Consider the following 21,908-nt stretch of genomic DNA (forward strand, 5'->3'; position numbering starts at 1 on the left):
CCCTCCCTTTGCCGAGATCGGGGCTGGCTTTTTGCGCCTCGCGGGCACGCTGGCTCTGGTCGGGTCTGGTGTTGCGCCGGATGCTGTTACTCTCCGCCGCCGGGGTGACAATTCCAATTCCTTGATGTTGTACACAAAAAAAGCAGATCAGATGACCGACCAGAGGCTTATCAATTGTTGCGTTGCTGTTAATATGTTTCGGTCGGGTTTGAACCCTACCCCGTCAGGCTCATCATGGATAACAACATAAAAAGAGATAAGGATATGAAAAAAAACCTGATTTATGCAGCCGTCCTCAGTGCGCTATTGAGCGGTTGTGGTGGCAGTGACGATAACAAAGGCGATACCTCCAGCTATCTCGACTACCTGCTGAGCGGCTCCAATGCCGTTCGCCCCAGTGCCCTGGCTGCCCGTGCCTCCGACGGCACCCTGAAGTTCTCCACCGAAACGGCGGATCTCTCCAACCCCGTCTCCGCCCTCTCCACCCTGGATGGCTGGTCCACGACCCAGGCCATCCAGGTCGTGCCCGTGACCGCCTCGGGGATCAGCATCAAGGCTCCGGCCGCGGCCGAGTTTTCGGCGTCCGTCGCCCCGCTCTACCTGCTTGAACTGGAGTTTGACAGTGCGGCCCTGCGCCCGAGCGGCGTGAAGAAGCAGCTGACCTACGGGGTGGACTTCGTGGTGGCCGAGGCGGGTGGCAAGCTGAATCTGGTGCCCCTCAAGCCGCTCAATCCCTCTTCCTATTACATGATCGTGGCGACCGATACCCTCAAGGACAGCAACGGCAATGCCGTGCGTGCCGGCTCCGATTACAGCAACTACAAGAGCAACCCGGGCAGCAGTGCCCAGGATCAGACCATCAACGGTCTGATCACCCTGCAGGAGGGGCTGTTCAAGGCCGCCACCGGCATCACCAGCGATCACGTGATCTTCTCCGACTGGTTTGGTACCCAGTCCGGCGCCGATGTGCTGGTGGCGGTGAAAGGAGCGGCGGCATCCGTGCTGAAGAGCCCGACCCTGGATGCGGCGGCCCTGTGGAAACAGGATGCGCTGGGCCATACCAGCCTGCCTGGTACCTACACTATCGCCAGTCTGGATGCTGGTACTGCCTTCCTGACCAAGCTGGAAGCCGAGCAGTTCCTGCCGCAGGAGCAGAAGGATGTCATTGCCGCCGCCTTTGGCTCCGGTACGCCTCTCCACAATCTGGCGCTGGGCACTACTGTCTATACCGGTGCGGTCAAGCTGCCCTACTTCCTCTCCTCTCCGGCCAGCGCCGGCTCCTGGGACAAGGCCAGAACCCAGTCCTGGCATGGGGCCATCCCCAGCCTGTACGCCATCGCCAATGCCCTGAAGGCGGGCGACAGCGAGGTGATCGGCGGTCTGGTGGGGGCGGGAGTGGATCCGGCCCTGCTGGGTACGCTCATCGCCGACCCGACCCGTCAGGCCGAGCTGCTGGCGGAGGCGAGCAAGCTGATCGGGGTGACCCTCACCTCAGGTGGCAAGGCGCTGGATCCCGAGATGAACATCGGCCGTTTCAACTCGCTGCCCAAGCTGGAAGAGGTGCAGTCCGTGCCGATGCGCATCTTCGCCGCGGCGCCGCTGTCGGCTATCACCGACGTCATCATCTATCAGCATGGCGTCACCTCGGTGAAGGAGAATGCCTATGCCCTGGCCCTGGGTCAGATCGGTGCCGGTGCCAAGGCAAGCAAGAACGTCGCCGTGGTGGTGATCGATCATCCGCTGCACGGGGAGCGTGGCTTCGCCCTGACCGGTAGCCTGGACTCGGTGACCACCTCGGACAACCCGACCCCCTATCTGAACCTGAGCTATCTGACGGTGGCGCGGGACAACCTGAAACAGAGCGTGGCGGATCTGCTGGGCCTGCGTCTGGCGGTGGGGCTGGCCAATGCCAAGGGTGTCATCGGCACCGCCGGCAGCCTCAAGGTGCACTTCCTGGGTCATTCCCTCGGCGCCATTTCCGGGGCCAACCTGTTGGCGGTGGCCAACCAGCCGCTGGGCAACCCGACGGCCGATGCCCTGTTCAAGTTCACCACCGGCGGCCTGGCCATGCCGGGTGGCGGCATAGCGCCGCTCTTGCTGAACTCCCCCACTTTCGGCCCGACCATACAGATGAGCGTGCTGACCGACGGCAGTCCCGAGTTGATGACGGCCTTCACTGCCTATGCCCCGACCTGCAAGAGCGCGGTGGCAAGCTGCTTCGTCAACGAGTTCCTGCCGAGCCTGGATGGCACCACGCAGGCAAGCGCCGCCAGCACCCTGCAGAGCTACGTCTTCGCGGCCCAGTCGGTGCTGGACTCGGCTGATCCGATCAACCTGGCGAGCGGCATCAAGGCGGACTTCCCGCTGTTTGCCACGGAAGTGGTGGGTGATGGCGCCCTGAGCCTGCCGGATCAGGTGATCCCGAACAGCGTCGCCTCTGCGCCGCTGGCGGGGACCGAGCCGCTGTTCAAGGTGATGGGGTTGCAACCCCTGACCGCGACGGGGGCGGCCAACCACCATGCGGCCCGCTTCGTGGCGGGTGGTCACAGCTCGCTGCTGGCTCCGGATGAAAACTTCGATCAGACTGGCGCCGTGACGAGCGAGATGCAGACCCAGTTCGGCAGCTTCTTCGCCAGCGGCGGTGCGGCCGTCGCGGTGACAGACGCCAGCCTGCTCAAGCAGTAAGCGTCAGCCAACCATATAAAAACGCCGCCCTCTGGGCGGCGTTTTCGTTGTCGGCCATCAGAACACAGGATGGCAGGGCATCAGGCGGGCCTGTGATGCCTGTCCAGCCAGCCCTGCAACAGACCCACCAGCAGGCCGGTCAGGTGGGCGATGTTGGCGGTGGGCGTGCCGAGCAAATCCATGAAGCCGAGTACCAGCCAGAACAGCATGAAGCCCATCAGCGCCGGTGGCAGGCAGAGGCCGCAGTCCGGCTGCAGCCTGGCGCGCAGCCAGCAATAGCCGAGCAGGGCATAGACCACGCCGGAGAGACCCCCAAACAGCGGGCCGCTCGCGAAGAACTCCGCCACGTTGGGCAGCGCCGCCCCGACGATGAGCAGGATGAACAGCTTGCCGCTGCCGAGTCGCTGCTCTATCTGCCCCCCGAGATACCACCACCACAGCAGGTTGAACACCAGGTGCAGCACCGAGAAGTGGATGAAGGCGGGGGTGATGTAGCGCCAGGCCTGCCAGTCGGTGAACTGGGCCAGGGTGGGGTGGAACGCCAGCTCGTCGAAGATGGGCAGGCCGATGGCATCGAGGGCATAGACCGCCAGACAGGCGATGATGACCACCAGGGTCAGGGGCCCCGCCTGATGCAGAAAATCGGTGACCGGATCCGTCATTCCCTTGCTGTAGTCGATGCGGGCATCCGCCCGACCGGACTGCCAGGACGCCTCCATGTAGCGGGGGTGATTGGGCTCGCTCAGGAAGCGTTTGACTTCCAGCTGGGCCTGGGCGAGGCGCTGCTCGTCCGCCAGCCAGACCGAGACTCCGAGCTCGGACTGGGTCAGCTCGCAGGAGATCCCCAGGGTGGCCAGATAGTCCACCAGGGCCTGGGCCATGCGGGCATTGTCCAGCACCAGCAGCTGGATCATGCCGGCCGGGGAGGCACTGCCAGCTCCTGTCATGCGTCGCCCGCCTGGATCGGGAACTCCCTGCGCCAGGCCTCGAAGCCACCGTCCAGACTGTAGACGGCGTCATAGCCCTGTTGCAGCAGGTACTGGGCGGCCCCCTGGCTGCTGTTGCCGTGATAGCACATCACGATCACCGGGGTATCGAAGTCCACTTCATTCATGAAGCGGACCAGGGTGCCATTGGTGAGGTGGAAGGCGCCGACCGCGTGGGCCGTCTCGAATGACTGGGGATCGCGAATATCCACGAGGCGGGCCTCACCGGCCTCCAGCTTCTGGTGGGCATCCTGGGCGCTGATATGGGCAAACTGGTCCATTGAGATGTCCTGCAAATAGATGATTGGGGGTCAGTTTACCCCAAGCGAACTCAATAAAGCAGAGGGAAGGTAGGAAGCTGCACTTGGGTGGCTTGGTCTGGGTGACGGCACAAGAGATGCGGGCTGGGGTTCTGGGTGTGCAGGTGAGTCGCGTTGGCTGGATTGAGAACTTTAATGTCCGAATTCGCCAATGAAGCACACCACAGAGGTGGATATAATAATAATTATCATTTAGGTGCCGTTATTGCCTGCACCCAGGAGCCAGTCATGAACATTGATGCAACAGAGTACCCCATCGTCTGGATGGATTACGAACCGGCCCGGGGGGTATCCGTGGAAGCGGCACTTGCCGACATCTCGACCCTGCTTGTCCGCGGCCAGCCCCTGGTGTTTCTCGCCACCGGGGAGCCGGGCAATGGCAACGACAAGGCCAGGGCCGAGGATCGCCGGACGGTCGCGCTCTGGATGAAGAGCAACAAGCACGCGATCCGGCGGTTTGCCCTTGGCCACGTGCAGATAGTACCGGAGGCGACCAAGCGCGTGGCGATGCGGGCTTTCGCGGTCGTCTTCGCCAAATTCTGGGGTTACCCCATGTTTGTCGTTGCCAGCGAAGAAGAGGCGCGGGCCAAGGCCAGCGCCTTGCTGGCCAATGCCTGAACCGGATAGCGGAGAGTCTCCCATGTACATCACCGATAACAATGACATGACCGATATCGAGTCCGACTATCCCGACAAGATTGAGCGCCCCGTGGTCGTGATCGGCCTGGGCAGGGTCACGGAAAACTGGGAGCTGCCGCTCCATCAGCACCGCAAGGCACAGCTACTGTTTGCCGACAGCGGCTTGATCACGCTGGAGACGGATACGGGATTCTGGGTCGTGCCGCCGCAGGGGGCGGTATGGATCCCAGGTGGCATGGTCCACCGGGCCAGCAGCAGCGGTGAACCGTGTGGCTTTGTGGCATTCGTCGAGCCGGATGCCGTGCCCGGGCTGCCGGACTGCTGTTGCACTATTTCGGTCTCTCCCTTCATGCGAGCACTGCTGGAGCGCACCGCGGCGCTGCCCGAGCACTATCGGATCGAGGGAGCACCGGGACGGCTGATGTCGGTGTTGCTGGACGAGCTCATCGCCGCCCCACTGGAGTGGTTGCACCTGCCGATGCCCGCCGATCTGCGGCTGCGCAAGCTGGCGGACGGTATGCTGGCCGCCCCCGCCGACCGGGCGACGCTCGAGCAATGGGCATCCAGGATCGGCATGAGCGAGCGCAACATGTCGCGCCTGTTCAGTGCCGAGACCGGTCTGAGCGTGAGCCGCTGGCGCCGTCAGATGCATGTGATCACCGCCTTGCCGATGCTGGCCCAGGGTCGGCTGATCCAGGCCATTGCAGACGAGCTTGGTTACGACAGCTCTGGTGCCTTCATCACCATGTTCCACAAGGCGGTCGGGGCTCCGCCAAAGCGCTTCCTCGCCGAGCGTACCGCCCAGATCCATGCCCCCTTGCACAAGCCTTCAGGAAGTTCCTATGAGTACCAGTAACCTGGCAGAGACGCTGCCAAACACCCCGGATCCACTGGGTCAGATATTGAAGCCCATCAATGGTCGTCTCATCGTGGCCGCCCTGCTGGCAGGCCTGGGCGCGGCGCTGACCTTGACCCCCCTTGCTGGCATAGCCCAAATCGCCCGGTTCGTGCTCGGCGGCGAGGAGTCTGTGGTACAGAGCCTGGCCCTGCTGAAGGGAGAGGTGTGGCTGATGGTGATGTTCAGCCTCGTCGGCCTGTTCCTCGGTCTGTTGCTGTCGCTGGTAGCGGAGACCTGCGCCCATGTGGCAGACAACAGGATCACCCGTCATCTGAGGCTTGCCGCGGCGCGCCGTCTGGCCCGGGTGCCTCTCGGCTGGTTCACCTCCCACGCATCCGGTGAAGTGAAACAGGCGATGCAGGACGACATCGGCACCCTGCACGAGCTGACTGCCCACTTCTACACCACCCTGGGCCGAGCCCTGGGGGCCATCCTGGCGTCACTCGTCTATCTCTTTGCGATGCATTGGGGGTTGGCTCTGGTCGCCATTCTGCCCTACGTCGCCGGCTTTCTGTTGATCGGTTCGGCCATGAAGTTCAGCGAGGCGCAGACCCGTGCCTTTGGTGAAGGCCAGGCCAGGGTGAACGATGCCGTGGTGGAGTTCGTCAACGGGATCCCGGTGATCAAGACCTTCGGCACCAGCGGCAAGGCGCACGGCAACTACCGGACGGCGGTGGAGAGCTTTCTGGAAGCCTTCCTCGGCCTGTTGAAGCCGATGCTGGGCATCATGGCCATCGCAAATGCCCTGATGTCCCCCGTCGCCGTGCTGGGGGTCGTGCTGGCTGCCGGTACCCTCTTTGTCGGTCTCGGCTGGATGGCGCCGGTGGAAGTGTTGCCGTTCGTGCTGGTCGCCCCCTGCATCTCGGCACCCCTGATGCTGCTGGTGTTTGTGGCCCACGGGCTGGAGCCCGCCAAGGCTGCCGCGGGGCGGGTCCAGACTCTGTTGCAGACGCCGCAGTTGGAGCAACCCGCTTATGACGAGGTTGAGCACCCGAGGGGGGTAGAGGTTTGCGCCGAAGAGGTGAGTTATGCCTATGACGGTGGCCACAAGGTGCTCGACAAGGTGAGCTTCACCCTGGCCGCCGGAACTGTGACGGCCGTGGTGGGGGCATCCGGTGCGGGCAAGTCCACGCTGGCCCGCCTGCTGCTGCGCTTCTTCGATCCGAGCGAGGGGCGCATCACGTTGGGTGGGGTGGATTTACGCAACCTGGATACCCGTGAGCTGTATCGACACATAGGCTTCGTGCTGCAGGAGGTGCGTCTGATCCACGCCAGCGTGCGTGACAACATCGCGCTCGGTCTTCCCGACGCGACCTATCAGCAGATTGAAGAGGCCGCCAGGGCCGCCAATATCCACGAGCGCATCCTGAGCCTGCCACGGGGCTATGACTCCGTCATCGGCGAGGATGCTCAGCTCTCCGGCGGTGAGGCCCAACGGGTCAGCATAGCCCGCGCCGTGCTACTGGATCCGCCCGTTCTGGTGCTGGACGAGGCGACCGCCGCAGCCGACGCCGAGAACGAGGTGGCCATCCAGCAGGCCCTTTCCCACTTCGCCAAGGGGCGGACTCTGATGGTGATCGCCCACCGGCTCGATACCGTGATGCATGCCGATCGCATCCTGGTGGTAGAAGACGGAGCCATCGTCGAGCAGGGTCGTCACGACGCGCTGCTGGCGCAGGGTGGCCGCTACGCTCGCCTGTGGGCGCTGGGTGGACATGAACAGCAAGATCAACAACGGATGGCGGTATAACCATGCTCATGACTTTCCTTCGACTGTTGGGTGAAGATGCCCATGTTTTCCGTCGTTATGGCTGGATGGCCATCACCCTCGGCATCCTGAACGGCCTGACTCTCACGCTTCTGGTGCCCGTGCTCGAACGCCTGCTGGCGCATGATGTGCGGGGGGCCGGGTTCTGGTTGACTGCGCTGGCGGCAGGGCTGCTGCTCTGCTGGACCTGGCGTCGTCGGGTCGAGCAGGCCAGCGTGGCGGTTCGGGTGGCGGTGTTGCAGGGTTGCCGCCACCGGATTGGCGATCACATCGCCCGTCTGCCGGTGGGCTGGTTTACCCCGCAGAACACGGCACGGCTCAACCATGTGATGACCCACGGCATGTTTGAGCTGTCCGAACTGCCCGGCCACCTGTTTACCCCTATTCTGAGCGGTCTGGTCACGCCGCTGGTACTGGTGCTGGCCCTGCTGGTTCTGCACTGGCCCCTCGGCCTCACCATGCTGGTGGCCCTGCCCATACTGGCCGGAGTCTTCGTCATCAGCGCTCGCCTCGGCAGCCGTGCCGACGCCGCATTCCACAACCATGCAGCGCATACCAGCCAGCGCATTGTCGAGTTCGCCCAGGCCCAGTCGATGCTGCGGGCCTTCAGTGGCAAGGGGGACAGCATGGGCTTTCTGGAGCGTGCCATCGACAAACAGTACGCGGCCGGCTCGCGGCTGATCTATGTCTCTACCGCCTCTGTGGTGCTCAACAGCTGGGCGGTGCAGGCCGTGTTTGCGGCCCTGTTCATCACGGCTGTCATGTGGCTGAACAGCCAACTGGGAACGCAGTGGCAGGGCGAGGTGGCGATCACCACCATGGTCTCCCTGTTGTTGGTCAACCGGTTCATCGATCCGCTGCTGGACATCGCCGGTTATGGGGAAGTGCTGCGCAGTGCACGGGGTCAGCTCGAGGCAGTCGCCGAGGTGATGGACGAGCAACCCCTGCCGGAGCCGGTCAACGGCGAGGCGCCGTCCGATGGCTCCGTGGAGCTGCGGGATGTGCGCTTCTCCTATGGCGCCGGGGCGCCCGAGGTGCTGCGTGGGGTGGACTTGTGCATCGCGCCTGGGCAGATGGTGGCGCTGGTCGGAGCATCGGGTTCGGGCAAGAGCACCCTGATGCAGCTGATCGCGCGCTTTTTCGACGTGGATGAGGGGAGTGTGCGCATCGGTGGCACCGATGTGCGCGCCATCGACAGCGCCAGCCTGGCTGGCCAGATCAGCCAGATTTTCCAGAGTACCTATCTGTTCCAGGGCAGCATTGCGGACAACATCCGCATCGGCAAACCGGATGCAACGGATGCCGAAGTCATGGAGGCGGCCCGACAGGCAGGAGTGGCCGAGATCGTCTCGCGCCTGCCGCAGGGGCTGGATTCGCAGGTCGGGGAGGGCGGTGCCCGCCTCTCCGGTGGCGAGCGGCAGCGCATCTCCATCGCCCGCGCTCTGATCAAGGGAGCCCCCATACTGCTGGTGGACGAAGCAACCGCCGCGCTGGATGCGGAGAATCAGGCCGCCATCGCCGAGACGCTGGCACGATTGCGTGGCAGACACACACTGATCGTCATCGCACACCAGTTGTCGACCGTGGCCATGGCCGACCAGATTGTGGTGCTGGAAGCCGGCAGGGTGGCTGAGTCCGGCACCCACGAACAGCTCTGTTCGCTACGGGGTCGCTACGCCGACTTCCTGAACCAGCGCCACAGCGCCAAGGGATGGCAGATCGCCTGAGCCTGGCGCTGATCCCGCGCAAGCCCCGCCCTCTGGCGGGGCTTTTTGTGAATGACCGCTTGAGCGCAATTTCCTTCAATATCGCACCTGGGTGGATGGATAGGCTGGGACTCTATCCCTTGCATGAGCTTTATCCATGGAAACGAGTCTGTTACTGTCGATGTGCGGGTTTGCTCTCGCCATGTCCATCTCCCCCGGCCCGGTTAACCTGGTCGCTCTCGGCAGCGGGACTCAGCACGGTTTTCGTGCCAGTCTGCGCCACGTGGTCGGGGCCACACTCGGCTTCATCCTGCTGCTCCTGTTGATGGGGCTGGGGCTGGGGGCCCTTCTGTCCCGCTGGCCCCTGGTGGTCGGTGCCTTGCACTGGGGTGGCATTCTCTTCCTGGGATACATGGCCTGGCAGCTGGTCAGGAGCGGGGGAGAGCTGGAGGGGGAGTCAGGACAACGGCCCGCCTTCTGGTATGGCGCCCTGATGCAGTGGCTCAATCCCAAGGCCTGGCTGGCCGCCAGCATGGGTATGGGGGCCTACGGCGGCGCGGGTGGGTGGGGGCAGATGGTGGTGTTCACGGCGCTGTATCTGGTGATCTGTCTCGGCTCCATCGCCTGCTGGGCCTATGTCGGCAGCTGCCTGCAACAGGCGTTGCTCAGCCCCCGGCGATTGCGCTGGTTCAACCGCGTCATGGCCCTGTTGCTGCTGCTCAGTGCCGGCTATCTGCTGTTTGCAGAGGGTTGAACTGCAACCTGTATTGCCCCGGGGTGGCGGCGACCCGCCGTTTGAACTGGCGCTGGAAGTGGGCCTGATCGGCAAAGCCGCTTGCCAGCGCCACCTCGGCCAGGGGGTGCCCCAGTCTGAGCAGCTGGCGGGCGTGGCGCACGCGCCTGTCGAGCAGATAGGCGTGGGGGGTCATGCCGTAATGGTGATTGAAGGCGCGCACGAAGTGGGAGGGGCTGAGCCCGGCGACGGCACTCAGCTGCTGCAGGCTGAGCGGATTGGTGCTCTCATCCTGCATCAGTTCGGCGGCGCGCTGCAGGTGCAGTGGCGGTCTGTCATCCCAGCGGGCAGGGGTGAGCCTGGTCAGCAGCTGGTGGCCGAACATCTGGCAAGCCACTGCCTTGGCCAGCGGGTCCCGACCCTCCACCAGCTGGTGATGCAGCTGTTGCAACCCCAGATACAGCACGGGGTCACGGCTGGCGGTCATGTCGAATGGACGAAAGTCACCGCCGAGCCCCGCCTCCTGCTGCAGATCGTGCAGCCAGCGGGTGTCGAGATAGAACATCAGATAGGACCAGGGATGATCCGCGATGGGATTGCAGGCATGCACCTCTTCCGGGTTCATCAGCACCAGGCTGCCGGTACCGACCTCCTGTCGGCTGCGCTGGTTGAGGTAGTGGCTGTGGCCACCGGTGATGGCGCCGATGGAGAAGTGGGGATGGCTGTGCTTGTCGTAGCAGACCTGACGGCCATCCTGCACCGCCCGGGTCTCGATGAATGGCAGGGCCGGATCGCACCAGAAGTGATGGCGATCCGGCCCTGAAGGGGAGCGGCTCATCCTGGCTTGGCGACCCGGATGAACCGATCTGGGCGGTCAGCCACCGAGGTAGGCCTGGCGCACCGCCGGGTTGGCCAGCAGGGCCGCGCCGGTGTCTTGCAGCACCACCCGGCCGTTCTCCAGCACATAGCCGCGATCGGCGAGCCGCAGGGCCTGGTTCGCATTCTGTTCCACCAGGAAGATGGTCATGCCCTGATCCCGCAGCTTCAGAATGATGTCGAAGATCTGCTGGATGATGATGGGGGCCAGCCCCAGGGAGGGTTCATCCAGCAGCAACAGGCGCGGCTTGCTCATCAGGGCGCGGCCGATGGCCAGCATCTGCTGCTCGCCCCCCGACATGGTGCCGGCCCGCTGCTCCAGTCGCTCATGCAGCCGCGGGAACATGGTAAACACCTGATCCAGCAGCCCGTTTTGTTCCTGTTTGTCGACGAAGAAGGCCCCCATCATCAGGTTCTCCTCCACCGTCAGGCGGGAGAAAATGCGGCGCCCCTCCGGCACCACGGCGATATCCTTGCGCATGATGCTGGCGGTGGTGAGGGAGTCTATCTGCTCCCCCTCGAACCAGATGCTGCCACTGCTGGGTTTGGGTTCCCCACAGAGCGTCATCAACAGGGTGGTCTTGCCGGCGCCGTTGGCGCCGATCAGGGTGACTATCTCGCCCTCTTTGACTTCGACGCTGACATCGTGCAGCGCCTGGATCTTGCCGTAATGGGTCGATACGTTGCGAAGTTCTAACATCTTGCTTCTTCCTATGACTCGCCCAGATAGGCCTTGATCACGTCCGGGTTGCTGCGGATCTCATCCGGTTTGCCGTGAGCCAGCGGCGTGCCCTGGTTGACCACGAAAATGCGGTTGGAGATCTCCATCACCAGCTTCATATCGTGCTCGATGAGCAGCACCGAGACCCCGAACTCGTCCCGCAGATTGGAGATAAGCTCGTTGAGCTCATCGGTCTCCTTGGGGTTGAGGCCGGCGGCCGGCTCGTCCAGCATCAGCAGGTCGGGACGGGTAGCCATGCAGCGGGCGATCTCGAGGCGACGCTGCTGACCATAGGCCAGGTTGCCGGCGGCGCGGTTGGCGAGCTCCTTGAGGCCCACCTTCTCCAGCCAGAAGGCGGACTGCTCCAGCCCCTCTTTCTCGGCGCGGCGGAAGGACGGGGTCTTGAACAGACCGGCGATGAAGCTGGTATTGAGGTGGCGATGCTGGGCTACCAGCAGATTTTCCACTGCCGTCATCTCCTTGAACAGACGAACGTGCTGGAATGTCCGCACTATGCCCTTGCGGGCGATGAGATGGCCGGGCAGCCCCTGGATCTCCTCTCCCCGGTAGCGGATGACGCCGCCGCTCGGACGGTAGAAGCCGGTCAGGCAGTTGAAGATGGTGGTCTTGCCCGCGCCGTTGGGACCGATGATGGAGATCACCTCTCCCTTGTCCACGTCCAGCTTGACGCCGTTGACCGCCAGCAATCCCCCGAAACGCATGGACAGATCAGAGACTTCCAACAACTTCTGATGATTGTTCATTTGCGGATCTCCAGCATACGGGGGGCACGGCTCATGGGCAGCACTCCTGCAAGGGAGCGCATCGACAGTGCGGAGACTGTCGGCAATCTTTGATGGCGGCTCATTTGCGGATCTCCAGATGGGGACGGCTCATGGGCAACAGACCCTGGGGTCGCCAGATCATCATGAACACCATCAGCAGGCCGAACATCAGCATGCGGTATTCGTTGAACTCACGGGCCAGCTCCGGCAGCACCGTCATGACGATGGCGGCCAGCACCACGCCGATCTGGGAGCCCATGCCGCCGAGCACGACGATGGCGAGCACGATGGCGGACTCGATGAACACGAAAGACTCCGGGCTGATGAAGCCCTGGCGCGAGGCGAAGAAGCTGCCGGCGAACCCCGCGAAGCAGGCGCCGATGGTGAAGGCGGTCAGCTTGATGATGGTGGGGTTGAGGCCCAGGGACTTGCAGGCGATCTCGTCTTCCCGCAGCGCCTCCCAGGCGCGGCCGAGCGGCATGCGCAGCAGGCGGTTGATGACGAACAGGGTGGCGATCACCAGCACCAGCGCCATCAGGTAGAGGAAGATCACCTTGTGGTTGGCGTTGTAGGCGATGCCGAAGAACTCGTGGAAGGTCTCGAAGCCCCCGTCCTTGACGGTGCGGTTGAACTCCAGGCCCCCCAGGGTCGGTTTGGGAATGCCGGAGATGCCGTTCGGGCCGCCGGTCAGGCTGGTCATGTTGTTGAGCAGGATGCGGATGATCTCGCCAAAGCCCAGGGTGACGATGGCCAGATAGTCCCCTCGCAGCCTGAGCACCGGGAAACCGAGCAGGAAGCCGAAGGTGGCCGCCATCAGACCGGCGATGGGCAGGCACTCCCAGAAGCTCAGACCGAAGTAGGTGTTGAGCAGGGCATAGCTGTAGGCACCGACCGCGTAGAAGCCGACGTAGCCGAGATCCAGCAGGCCGGCGAGGCCCACCACCACGTTGAGGCCCAGACCCAGCATGATGTAGATGAGCGCCAGGGTGGCGAGATCGATGGCCCCGCGGGAGGCCATGAAGGGCCAGCTCACCGCGAACAACAGCACCAGCACGGCGGTGAGGTTGTAGAGCTTGGGCGCTTCCTCGGGGCTTGGCAGCACCAGCTTGGTGAAGCCGACGGAGAAGCCACTGATGGAAGCCTGGAACAGCTTGGAAATCTGGCCGCGCAGCATCTGGAACCAGAAGACGATGGTGGCGCCCCCCAGCAGCCAGGCCAGGGAGACATCGAGGCGACTCACCAGCAGCAGGCGGGAGCCTTCCGTCTCGAGCTTGAAGCCGAGCAGCCAGAAGGAGAGCACCAGCAGCATCAGGCTGGAGATGCAGGCATGGATAAATTGACGTTTCATCATACCTTCTCGACCTCCGGGCGACCCAGGATGCCGGTGGGCATGAACAGCAGCACGAAGATGAGCAGGGCGAACGCCATCACATCCTTGTATTCGGTGCTGAGGTAGCCAGCGGTGAGGGCTTCCACCACCCCGAGCAGCAGGCCGCCGATGACGGCGCCAGGAATGCTGCCGATGCCGCCCAATACCGCGGCGGTGAAGGCCTTCAGCCCGGCCATGAAGCCGAGGTAGGGATTGATCACGCCGTAATACATGCCGAGCAGCACCCCGGCCACGGCGGCCAGGGTGGCCCCCAGCACGAAGGTGATGGAGATGACCACGTGGGTGTCTATCCCCAGCAGGTTGGCCATCTTGATGTCTTCCGAGCAGGCGCGGCAGGCGCGGCCCATGCGGGAGCGGCCGATGAACTGGGTCAGCGCCAGCATGGTGACGAAGGTCACCACGAAGATGATGAGCTGCATGTAGGAGAGGCTGGCCTGGAAGCCATCCTCGGCGCCGAGGGACCAGCCCCCGGAGATCAGGTTGGGCATGGCGATGTCACGCGAGCCCTGGGCCATCCGCATCATGTTCTGCAAGAAGATAGACATGCCGATGGCGGAGATGAGAGGGATGAGGCGGTTGCCGCCCCGCAACGGGCGATAGGCGACCCGCTCTATGGTCCAGCCATAACTGCCGGTGATGATGATGCTGACCAAGAAGGCGCCCCCCAGCAGCAGGACAGTGCTGTCGATGCCCATCATCATGAGGGCGGCCATCACCATGAAGGCGACATAGGACCCGATCATGTAGACCTCGCCGTGGGCGAAGTTGATCATGCCGATGATGCCGTAGACCATGGTGTAGCCGATGGCGATCAACGCATAGGTGCTACCTATGGTCAATCCGTTCAGCAACTGCTGAACCAGATAAAGAAGGTGTTCGGACATACTGCGTTCCCTGTACTTGCCCGCAAAGAAAGGAGGGGGTGACGCTTGTCACCCCCGACCGGCAGATTATTTGAGTTGAGTGGAGGTGCCGTCGGCGTGCCACTGGAAGACGCCGAACTCGAAGCCTTTCAGGTCACCGTTCGGTGCCCAGCTCAGGGGGCCCATGACGGTGTCGATCGGCGCGGCCTTGATGGCGGCCGCCACGGCAGCGGGATCATCCTCACCCGCCTTGGCGATACCGGCAGCCAGGGTCTGTACCGCGGCATAGGTGGTCCAGACGAACGGACCGGAGGAGTCCTGACCCTTGGCCTTGAACGCGGCGACGATGGGGGCGTTGGCCGGCACCAGGTCGTACTTGTTCGGCAGGGTGACCAGCAGGCCTTCGGAAGCCGGGCCGCCGATGGCGGAGATGTCCTTGTTACCCACCCCTTCCGGACCCATGAACTTGGCCTTCAGACCCTTCTCGCCAGCCTGGCGCAGGATCAGACCCAGTTCCGGGTGGTAGCCACCGTAGTAGACGAAGTCCACGTTCTCTTTCTGCAGCTTGGCGATCAGGGCGGAGAAGTCCTTGTCCCCGGCGGTGATGCCCTCAAAGGCCACGACCTTGACGCCGGCCTTGTCCAGCGCGGCTTTCACGCTGGAGGCAATGCCTTCACCGTACTGCTTCTTGTCGTGGATGACGGCCACGCGCTGGGGTTTGACCTGCTCGATGATGTATTTGGCGGCGGTCGGACCCTGATCGCTGTCCAGGCCGATGGTGCGCATGGTCAGCTGGTAGCCACGTTCGGTGATCTTGGGGTTGGTGGAGGCCGGGGTGATCATCAGCACGCCTTCATCTTCATAGATGTCGGAGGCGGGCAGGGTGTTGTCGGAGCAGAGGTGGCCGACCACGAACTTGACGCCGTCGTTGATCACCTTGTTGGCGATGGCCACGGCCTGCTTGGGATCGCAGGCGTCGTCATAGATGACGGCTTCGATCTGCTTGCCCTTGATGCCACCCGCCTTGTTGATCTGCTCGACCGCCATCTTGCCGCCGGTGAACTGCATGTCACCGTACTGGGCGACCGGGCCGGTCAGGGGGCCGGCGATGCCGATCTTGATGGTATCGGCGGCATTGGCCATGGAAACCGAGCCAAACAGAGCCAAAGAAACCGCTGCTCTGACTGCAATTTTGCTGAAGTTATGCATTGATTCGTCCCTTAATCAGTGAATTGTTTCGTTTTATGGGCATCATTCCGAGCCTGTATCCGGCGGGCCCGGTAATAGATAAGGTTCTATCATTCCTCGCCAGGCAATAACAAGATGTTAAAGATACTAACCGGAGCGGGTCGGGCAGGGGTTTTATGAAACAAAAGCCCTGTGTAGGTTTTGTTTTTAGAATTTAATATCGCACAAGCCAGTTAACATACTGACAACAAATTGTCATGGTGACAATTTTCAGAGTAAAAAACTGACGACATTTCGTTCTGCGCTTGCTCTCATTTTGACCAAAATTCGTTTGCGCAAATAGAAACGACCGCCTAGATTAGCCGAGATTGACAATTCACTGGCAGTGCCCGTTAAAACCAAGCCTTTATTCGGGAAATCTGCTACTGTTCCGCCTTTGTTATTCAGGAGACAGAGATGGCAACTATCAAGGATGTCGCCTCGCGCGCAGGCGTATCCATCTCCACCGTCTCACATGTACTCAATCACACCCGCCGGGTCAGCGAAGACGCGACCCAGAAGGTGCTTGAGGCGGTGGCAGAGCTGAACTACGCGCCCAACTCGGTGGCGCGCAGTCTCAAGATCAATTCGACCAAGACCATCGGCATGCTGGTGACCACCAGTGCCAACCCCTTCTTCGCGGAAGTGGTACAGGGAGTGGAAGCCTACTGCTTCGAGCAGGGTTACAGCCTGATCCTGTGCAACACCGAGAACCAGCCGCCCCGTCAGCAGCACTATCTGCGCATGCTGATGGAGAAGCGGGTGGATGGTCTGCTGGTGCTGGGGACCGACATCGATACCCAGTTCCGGGACATGCTGCGGATCCACAAGAATGTGCCGCAGGTGGTGCTGGACTGGGGCAACGAGTGTGATTTTGCCAACGTGATCAACGACAACGCCCGCATCGGCGCGCGTCTGGCGGTGAGCCATCTGCTGGAGCTGGGCCACCGGGAGATCGTCTGCATCACCGGCCATCTCGCCAAGCCCACCACCCAGCAGCGGCTGGACGGGGTGCGCGACGCCCTGGCCGAGCAGGGACTGACCCTGAAGGACGAGCAGATCTTCGAGGGGGATTACGAGAGCCAGAGCGGCTACGATGCCATGCAGCGCATCCTGGCACTCCAGCCGCGTCCCACCGCCGTCTTCGCCTTCGACGATCCCATGGCGATCGGTGCCATCTGCGCCGCCTGGGAAGCCGGGGTCAAGGTACCGGACGACATCTCCATGATCGGCTATGACGACATCGAGATGGCGCGCTTCTCCAGCCCGCCGCTGACCACCATCCGTCACCCCAAGGCCGAACTCGGTCTGCTGGCGGTGCAGCAGCTGGTGAGCCGGATCCGCAACAAGGAGCTGGAAGTGGAGTCCATGACGGTGCAGCCCGAGCTCATCGTGCGCAGCTCGGTCAAATCCCTGCGCTGACCCCACCCCGGTTGCCCCAGACCCCCTCCCTCGCGAGGGGGTTTTTGTTTTTGGGATTTATCGTCTGCTGCAGGACGCTCAGGCCTTGAGGCCGAGCCGCCGGGCGAGGCGGTGCAAATTGCCGCTGTCGAGTTCGAGGGCCCGGGCGGTGGCGGCCCAGTTGTCATTGTGGGCGGCCAGGGTGCGCTCGATCAGGGCGAGCTGGAAGGCGTCGGTGGCGGCGCGCAGTCCCTGGCCTGCGGGCAGGGGTGGCTGGATGGGCGTCACACTGGGGCTGGTGGACGGCGGGGTACCGTTTCCCAGCGTGAAGTGGTGGCTGGCGAGACTGGGAGTCTGGCTGCCCTGTTCGGCCCGCGCCAGCACGGCGGCGCGGTGGATGGCGTGTTCCAGCTCCCGCACGTTGCCCGGCCAGTCGTGGTGCTCGAGCAGTTGCAGGGCCTGGGGCTGGATGCGCAGCCGCTCCAGCCCCAGACTGACCCGGCAGCGTTCGCAGAAGTAACCCGCCAGCAAGGGGATGTCGCCGGTGCGCTCCCGCAGGGCCGGGGCATGGATCGGGAACACGCTCAGCCGGTGGTAGAGGTCGGCCCGGAAGGCCCCCTCCACCACTGCCTGCTTCAGGTCCCGGTTGGTGGCCGCCAGGATGCGCACGTTCACCTTGAGGGGAGTATCGTCGCCGATGCGCTGCAGATCGCCGTATTGCAGCACCCGCAACAGCTTGGCCTGCAGCGCCAGGGAGAGTTCGCCGATCTCGTCCAGAAACAAGGTGCCCCTGTCCGCCAGTTCGAACTTGCCCGCCCGGTTGTGAATGGCGCCGGTGAAGGCCCCCTTCACATGCCCGAACAGTTCGCTCTCCGCCACCGATTCGGGCAGGGCGGCGCAGTTGAGGTAGACCAGGGGATTGTCCGCCCGCTGGGAGCCCTGATGCACCGCCTTGGCGATCAGCTCCTTGCCGACCCCCGTCTCCCCCAGGATCAGCACGTTCAGCTCCGAACTCGCCACCACTTCTATCTCGTGGCGCAACCTCGCCATGGCGGGGGACTGGCCGATCATCTCCGGCTGGCCCTGGCCGGCCTGCGGGCCCGGCGCGATGGGTTCGCTGCTCTGGCGGGCGAGCCGCTCCAGCAAGAGGGCGTTGCTGAGGGCCGCCGCCGCCAGGGCGCCCACCAGCCGCAGCTCCTCGTCGCTGATGTCGTCGAATTGGGTCGGGTTCATGCCGTCTATGGTCAGGGCGCCGATCAGCGTCTGATCCGCGAACAGGGGCAGGCCGACACAGGCGTGCACCTTGAAGTCGTCGTGATCCGGGATCAGGCCGTCATAGGGGTCGGGCAGCAAGCTGTCGGCGGGGAAGCGCACCACGTCGCCGGCGCGGGCGATGGCCTCCATGCGCGGATGATCCCGCAAGGCGAAACGGCGCCCCAGCACGTCCTGCATCAGGCCGTCGATGGCGAGCGGCACGAACTGCCCCCCCTCGTAGCGCAGCAGGGCCGAGGCATCGGAGTTCAGCAGGCTGCGCACGCTCTGGATCAGACGATGGAATCTGTCCTGATGGGAGATGCCGAGTTGTAGGTCGAGGGCGATGCGCGCCAGGCTGTCGGTCGAGATCACTATAATTGTCCAAATGACAGTGTATTTGTTGTTTTGACTATATTCGTGATGTGTCTTAATGACAATCATTGATATGGGTGTTGTTTAAAAACAATGGGTTACAAGTTGGCACGTCCTCTGCAATAGCCAGTTCAGTCGAACATACACTTTGCATTCAAGGAACAGCCAGATGAGCATTCACGTCAAGAACAACATCCACTGGGTCGGTCAACGGGATTGGGAAGTGCGCGACTTCCACGGCACCGAGTACAAGACCCACAAGGGCACCAGCTACAATAGCTACCTCATCCGTGAAGGGAAGAACGTGCTGATCGATACCGTCGATCACAAGTTCAGCCGCGAGTTCGTGCAGAACCTGGCCGCCGAGATCGATCTCGCCTCCATCGACTATGTGGTGATCAACCACGCCGAAGAGGATCACGCCGGCGCCCTGACCGAGTTGATGGCCCGTATCCCCGGCACCCCCATCTACTGCACCCACAACGCCATCGACTCCATCACCGGCCACCATCACCACCCGGAGTGGAACTTCCAGCCGGTCAAGACCGGTGACAGCCTGGATATCGGCAACGGCAAGCAGCTGGTGTTCATCGAGACTCCCATGCTGCACTGGCCCGACAGCATGATGACCTACATGACCGAGGACGCCGTGCTCTTCTCCAACGATGCCTTCGGTCAGCACTACTGCGACGAGCACCTGTTCAACGACGAGGTGGATCAGACCGAACTGATGGAGCAGTGCCAGCGCTACTACGCCAACATCCTCACCCCGTTCAGCCCCCTGGTGACCGCCAAGATCAAGGAGGTGCTGGGCTTCAACCTGCCGGTGAGCATGGTCGCCACCTCCCACGGCATCGTCTGGCGCGAGGATCCCACCCAGATCATCCTCAAATACCTGGAGTGGGCGGACAACTACCAGGAGGATCGCATCACCCTGTTCTACGACTCCATGTCCAACAACACCCGCATGATGGCCGACGCCATCGCCCAGGGGATCCACGAGGTGGACCCGGGCGTGGCGGTGAAGATCTACAACGTGGCCCGCCACGACAAGAACGAGATCCTGACCCAGGTGTTCCGCTCCAAGGGCATTCTGGTGGGCTCCTCCACCATGAACAACGTCATGATGCCCAAGGTGGCGGGCATGCTCGAAGAGATCACCGGCCTGCGCTTTAGAAACAAGCGTGCCGCCGCCTTCGGCAGCTACGGCTGGACCGGCGGTGCCGTGGATCGCATCCAGACCCGGCTGATGGACGCAGGCTTCGACATCAGCCTCTCCCTCAAGGCCAAGTGGCGCCCTGACGGTTCTGCCCTGGCTGAATGCCGCGAGCACGGCCGCCATATCGCTCGCCAGTGGGCGCTGCATCCCCTGGACGCGCCCCGCCCGATCACCACAACCCAGGCCGAAAAGGCACCGGCTCCCGCGATGGCGGCTGCGGTGACCCCGGCGCCGCAAGCCGCACCGGTGGCAGCAGAGTGGGATGACGACCAGGCCATGCTCTGCACCGTCTGCCAGTGGGTCTATGACCCGGCGTTGGGTGAGCCGGATCAGCTGGTGGCGCCGGGTACCCCCTGGGCCCAGGTGCCGGACTGCTTCCTCTGCCCGGGCTGCGGCATCGGCAAGGAGGTGTTCGAACCCTGCGCGGTGGAGGCCTGCGTATGAGCCCGCTTCCCAAGAGTGACGAGATAGTAGTGATCGGCAGCGGTTTCGCCGCCCAGCAGCTGGTCAAGAGCCTGCGCAAGCTCGACGGTGAGAGGCCCATCCGCCTCATCACCGCCGACGGTGGTGACGAGTACAACAAGCCCGATCTCAGCCATGTGGTGAGCCGGGATTGCAGCGCCGCCGCCATGACCCGGCTCTCCGGAGCCGAATTCGCCGAGCAGCAGCGCATCACGCTGCTGCCCCACAGCCCCGTGCTCGCCATCGACCCCGTTCGCCGTCTGGTGCAGACCGCCGCGGGGGAGCATCCCTACGGCAAGCTGGTGCTGGCCACGGGGGCCAGTGCGGTGCGTCCCGACATTCCGGGCAGCGACTACCTGGTCACCCTCAACAGCCAGCAGGAGTATGCCGCCGCCGAGGAGCGGATCCGCGGGGCCAACCGCATCCTGGTACTGGGCGCCGGCCTCATCGGCTGCGAGCTGGCGATGGACATGGCGAGCGCAGGGAAAGCGGTCACTCTGGTGGATATGGCTCCCAGCCCGCTCGCCAGCCTGCTGCCAGCGACCCTGAGTCAGCCGCTGCAACAGGCGCTGCGCGCGCTGGGAGTGAGCCTGAAATTGGGGCAGGGCATCAGCGGGATCGACCCGCTGCCCGGTGAGGGCTTGCGAGTCACCCTGGATGACGGCCAGACCAGCTCGCAGGATCTGGTGATCGCCGCCATCGGCCTGCGCCCCAATCTTGCCCTGGCCGAGAATGCCGGACTCGAGGTGGGACGGGGCATTCGGGTCGATGACAGCCTGGGAACCAGCGATCCCCATATCTATGCCCTGGGGGATGGCATCGAATGGCGGGGTGAGCTGCTACCCTTCCTGCAGCCCATCGTGCTGGGGGCCAACGCCCTGGCCAAGACCCTGCTCGGCACCCCGACGGCGCTGACCCTGCCCCCCATGCTGGTGAAGGTGAAGACACCGCACTACCCGCTGCAACTGGCGGGCCGCACCCGGGGCGACGATCTCGCCTGGCAGTGCCGCTGGAACCACCTGGGTATGGTGGCCGAGGCCCGCGGTGCCGATGGAGAGCTGTGCGGTTTCGTGGTGGGAGGCGATCAGATGAGCGCGGCCTTCCCCCTGCTGCGCCAGTTGCCCCGTTGATTGTTCAATATGCCAAGGCCGGGATGACCCGGCCAGATTGAGGAGAATGACCATGTCCATGAAACTGATCCCGTCCCACTGGGTGGTGCGTCGCTCCACCCCCTTCTTCACCCGTGACAACGTGCCCGCCGCCCTGCTGACCCATCACAACACCGCCGCCGGGGTGTTCGGTCAGCTCTGCGTGATGGAGGGCAGCGTTACCTACCACGGTTTCGCCGACGAGCAGGCCGAGGAGCCGGAGATAAGCCTGGTGATCCGGGCCGGGGAGTTCGCCACCAGCCCGCCCCAGTATTGGCACAGGGTCGAGCTGTCGGAGGATGCCCGCTTCAACATTCACTTCTGGGCCGAGCAGGCCGAATCGGATCAGCCGCTGTTCAATAGCCGAAAAGCATAGGGTTCAACAGCCGCCAATAACCGCGTTCGGCCGTCACAAAGCGCGAGCGTGGGGCAGGGGGATAAATCGCTCCCCCTGC

19 protein-coding genes are annotated in these 21,908 nt (G+C 63.4%); 10 read left to right on the top strand and 9 right to left on the bottom strand.

Translation table 11 applies throughout. The annotated features are described in order from the left end of the window. The first annotated feature begins 264 nt into the window (after positions 1-264). Positions 265-2,685 carry a VolA/Pla-1 family phospholipase gene (locus VZC39_RS00450; protein WP_434664904.1) on the top strand — a complete coding sequence of 807 codons (2,421 nt, stop codon included), beginning with the start codon at positions 265-267 and terminating at the stop codon, positions 2,683-2,685. 80 nt (positions 2,686-2,765) lie between these two features. Here the strand turns inward: VZC39_RS00450 and glpG are convergent, their stop codons facing one another. Together glpG and glpE are read right to left on the bottom strand one after the other, a co-directional pair. Beyond that, positions 2,766-3,599, bottom strand: a complete 834-nt coding sequence (glpG, locus tag VZC39_RS00455) for a rhomboid family intramembrane serine protease GlpG (RefSeq protein WP_349922329.1) — start codon at positions 3,597-3,599, stop codon at positions 2,766-2,768. A gap of 29 nt (positions 3,600-3,628) precedes the next feature. After that, positions 3,629-3,952 carry a thiosulfate sulfurtransferase GlpE gene (glpE, locus tag VZC39_RS00460; protein ID WP_005330007.1) on the bottom strand — a complete coding sequence of 108 codons (324 nt, stop codon included), beginning with the start codon at positions 3,950-3,952 and terminating at the stop codon, positions 3,629-3,631. Between the two features lie 267 nt (positions 3,953-4,219). On the opposite strand from glpE, the gene VZC39_RS00465 reads away from it, so the two are divergent. The 5 genes from VZC39_RS00465 to VZC39_RS00485 all read left to right on the top strand — a co-directional run bounded on the left by VZC39_RS00465 (position 4,220) and on the right by VZC39_RS00485 (position 9,756). Further along, positions 4,220-4,609, top strand: coding sequence for a hypothetical protein (locus VZC39_RS00465; protein ID WP_349920520.1), 390 nt, complete (start codon positions 4,220-4,222; stop codon positions 4,607-4,609). 22 nt (positions 4,610-4,631) lie between these two features. Then, positions 4,632-5,486, top strand: a complete 855-nt coding sequence (locus VZC39_RS00470) for an AraC family transcriptional regulator (RefSeq protein ID WP_349920521.1) — start codon at positions 4,632-4,634, stop codon at positions 5,484-5,486. After that, positions 5,473-7,278 (top strand): ABC transporter ATP-binding protein, encoded by a 1,806-nt coding sequence (locus VZC39_RS00475; protein WP_434664906.1) that lies wholly within the window; start codon positions 5,473-5,475, stop codon positions 7,276-7,278. The genes VZC39_RS00470 and VZC39_RS00475 overlap by 14 nt, the downstream gene beginning before the upstream one ends. A gap of 2 nt (positions 7,279-7,280) precedes the next feature. Continuing rightward, positions 7,281-9,023, top strand: a complete 1,743-nt coding sequence (locus VZC39_RS00480) for an ABC transporter ATP-binding protein (RefSeq protein ID WP_434664908.1) — start codon at positions 7,281-7,283, stop codon at positions 9,021-9,023. Positions 9,024-9,159: 136 nt separating this feature from the next. Further along, positions 9,160-9,756, top strand: a complete 597-nt coding sequence (locus VZC39_RS00485; protein WP_434664910.1) for a LysE family translocator — start codon at positions 9,160-9,162, stop codon at positions 9,754-9,756. Here the strand turns inward: VZC39_RS00485 and VZC39_RS00490 are convergent. From VZC39_RS00490 to VZC39_RS00515, 6 genes are all read right to left on the bottom strand, one after another. Beyond that, entirely contained in the window at positions 9,722-10,573 is an 852-nt protein-coding gene (locus tag VZC39_RS00490) for a helix-turn-helix domain-containing protein (RefSeq protein WP_434664911.1), read from the bottom strand. The two genes, VZC39_RS00485 and VZC39_RS00490, sit on opposite strands and share 35 nt — an antisense overlap. A gap of 36 nt (positions 10,574-10,609) precedes the next feature. After that, entirely contained in the window at positions 10,610-11,311 is a 702-nt protein-coding gene (locus tag VZC39_RS00495) for an ABC transporter ATP-binding protein (RefSeq protein WP_349920526.1), read from the bottom strand. A gap of 11 nt (positions 11,312-11,322) precedes the next feature. Then, entirely contained in the window at positions 11,323-12,096 is a 774-nt protein-coding gene (gene livG, locus VZC39_RS00500) for a high-affinity branched-chain amino acid ABC transporter ATP-binding protein LivG (RefSeq protein WP_349920527.1), read from the bottom strand. 100 nt (positions 12,097-12,196) lie between these two features. Next, a complete protein-coding gene (locus VZC39_RS00505; RefSeq protein WP_434668290.1) occupies positions 12,197-13,465 on the bottom strand; it encodes a high-affinity branched-chain amino acid ABC transporter permease LivM in 1,269 nt (422 codons plus the stop codon). Further along, the gene (gene livH / locus VZC39_RS00510) at positions 13,465-14,391 is read right to left on the bottom strand and encodes a high-affinity branched-chain amino acid ABC transporter permease LivH (RefSeq protein ID WP_349920528.1); all 927 of its coding nucleotides are present in this window, start codon (positions 14,389-14,391) and stop codon (positions 13,465-13,467) included. Before livH ends, VZC39_RS00505 begins: the two co-directional genes overlap by 1 nt. 66 nt (positions 14,392-14,457) lie before the next feature. Further along, positions 14,458-15,579, bottom strand: coding sequence for a branched-chain amino acid ABC transporter substrate-binding protein (locus VZC39_RS00515; RefSeq protein WP_434664912.1), 1,122 nt, complete (start codon positions 15,577-15,579; stop codon positions 14,458-14,460). Positions 15,580-16,014: 435 nt separating this feature from the next. On the opposite strand from VZC39_RS00515, the gene VZC39_RS00520 reads away from it, so the two are divergent. After that, the gene (locus VZC39_RS00520) at positions 16,015-17,019 is read left to right on the top strand and encodes a substrate-binding domain-containing protein (protein ID WP_349920530.1); all 1,005 of its coding nucleotides are present in this window, start codon (positions 16,015-16,017) and stop codon (positions 17,017-17,019) included. Between the two features lie 78 nt (positions 17,020-17,097). Here VZC39_RS00520 and norR read toward each other — a convergent pair whose 3' ends face one another. Beyond that, the gene (norR, locus tag VZC39_RS00525; protein WP_434664914.1) at positions 17,098-18,624 is read right to left on the bottom strand and encodes a nitric oxide reductase transcriptional regulator NorR; all 1,527 of its coding nucleotides are present in this window, start codon (positions 18,622-18,624) and stop codon (positions 17,098-17,100) included. Positions 18,625-18,793: 169 nt separating this feature from the next. Between norR and norV the strand changes: the two genes are divergently transcribed. Genes norV through VZC39_RS00540 form a run of 3 tightly spaced genes read left to right on the top strand, consistent with a single transcriptional unit; the run spans position 18,794 to position 21,829 of the window. Further along, positions 18,794-20,287: an anaerobic nitric oxide reductase flavorubredoxin gene (gene norV / locus VZC39_RS00530; protein ID WP_434664916.1), complete on the top strand. Its 1,494-nt coding sequence runs from the start codon at positions 18,794-18,796 to the stop codon at positions 20,285-20,287. Beyond that, the gene (gene norW / locus VZC39_RS00535; RefSeq protein WP_434664918.1) at positions 20,284-21,435 is read left to right on the top strand and encodes an NADH:flavorubredoxin reductase NorW; all 1,152 of its coding nucleotides are present in this window, start codon (positions 20,284-20,286) and stop codon (positions 21,433-21,435) included. The genes norV and norW overlap by 4 nt, the downstream gene beginning before the upstream one ends. A gap of 52 nt (positions 21,436-21,487) precedes the next feature. Further along, on the top strand, positions 21,488-21,829 hold the full coding sequence (locus VZC39_RS00540) for a DUF1971 domain-containing protein (protein WP_349920534.1): 342 nt from the start codon (positions 21,488-21,490) through the stop codon (positions 21,827-21,829). Positions 21,830-21,908: the final 79 nt, after the last annotated feature.

The sequence above is a fragment of the Aeromonas sp. NJAU223 genome (assembly GCF_051125555.1).
In the GTDB taxonomy this organism is placed as follows: domain Bacteria; phylum Pseudomonadota; class Gammaproteobacteria; order Enterobacterales; family Aeromonadaceae; genus Aeromonas; species Aeromonas veronii_G.

What these genes read in the sequence shown, in the direction of transcription:
- VZC39_RS00495 (WP_349920526.1), bottom strand. Translation starts at nt 11,311, where the DNA reads ATGTTAGAACTTCGCAACGTATCGACCCATTACGGCAAGATCCAGGCG.
- VZC39_RS00470 (WP_349920521.1), top strand. Translation starts at nt 4,632, where the DNA reads ATGTACATCACCGATAACAATGACATGACCGATATCGAGTCCGACTAT.
- VZC39_RS00515 (WP_434664912.1), bottom strand. Translation starts at nt 15,579, where the DNA reads ATGCATAACTTCAGCAAAATTGCAGTCAGAGCAGCGGTTTCTTTGGCT.
- norW (WP_434664918.1), top strand. Translation starts at nt 20,284, where the DNA reads ATGAGCCCGCTTCCCAAGAGTGACGAGATAGTAGTGATCGGCAGCGGT.
- glpE (WP_005330007.1), bottom strand. Translation starts at nt 3,952, where the DNA reads ATGGACCAGTTTGCCCATATCAGCGCCCAGGATGCCCACCAGAAGCTG.
- VZC39_RS00490 (WP_434664911.1), bottom strand. Translation starts at nt 10,573, where the DNA reads ATGAGCCGCTCCCCTTCAGGGCCGGATCGCCATCACTTCTGGTGCGAT.
- VZC39_RS00520 (WP_349920530.1), top strand. Translation starts at nt 16,015, where the DNA reads ATGGCAACTATCAAGGATGTCGCCTCGCGCGCAGGCGTATCCATCTCC.
- VZC39_RS00465 (WP_349920520.1), top strand. Translation starts at nt 4,220, where the DNA reads ATGAACATTGATGCAACAGAGTACCCCATCGTCTGGATGGATTACGAA.
- VZC39_RS00540 (WP_349920534.1), top strand. Translation starts at nt 21,488, where the DNA reads ATGTCCATGAAACTGATCCCGTCCCACTGGGTGGTGCGTCGCTCCACC.
- VZC39_RS00450 (WP_434664904.1), top strand. Translation starts at nt 265, where the DNA reads ATGAAAAAAAACCTGATTTATGCAGCCGTCCTCAGTGCGCTATTGAGC.
- VZC39_RS00475 (WP_434664906.1), top strand. Translation starts at nt 5,473, where the DNA reads ATGAGTACCAGTAACCTGGCAGAGACGCTGCCAAACACCCCGGATCCA.
- VZC39_RS00485 (WP_434664910.1), top strand. Translation starts at nt 9,160, where the DNA reads ATGGAAACGAGTCTGTTACTGTCGATGTGCGGGTTTGCTCTCGCCATG.
- norV (WP_434664916.1), top strand. Translation starts at nt 18,794, where the DNA reads ATGAGCATTCACGTCAAGAACAACATCCACTGGGTCGGTCAACGGGAT.
- VZC39_RS00480 (WP_434664908.1), top strand. Translation starts at nt 7,281, where the DNA reads ATGCTCATGACTTTCCTTCGACTGTTGGGTGAAGATGCCCATGTTTTC.
- livG (WP_349920527.1), bottom strand. Translation starts at nt 12,096, where the DNA reads ATGAACAATCATCAGAAGTTGTTGGAAGTCTCTGATCTGTCCATGCGT.
- livH (WP_349920528.1), bottom strand. Translation starts at nt 14,391, where the DNA reads ATGTCCGAACACCTTCTTTATCTGGTTCAGCAGTTGCTGAACGGATTG.
- VZC39_RS00505 (WP_434668290.1), bottom strand. Translation starts at nt 13,465, where the DNA reads ATGAAACGTCAATTTATCCATGCCTGCATCTCCAGCCTGATGCTGCTG.
- glpG (WP_349922329.1), bottom strand. Translation starts at nt 3,599, where the DNA reads ATGATCCAGCTGCTGGTGCTGGACAATGCCCGCATGGCCCAGGCCCTG.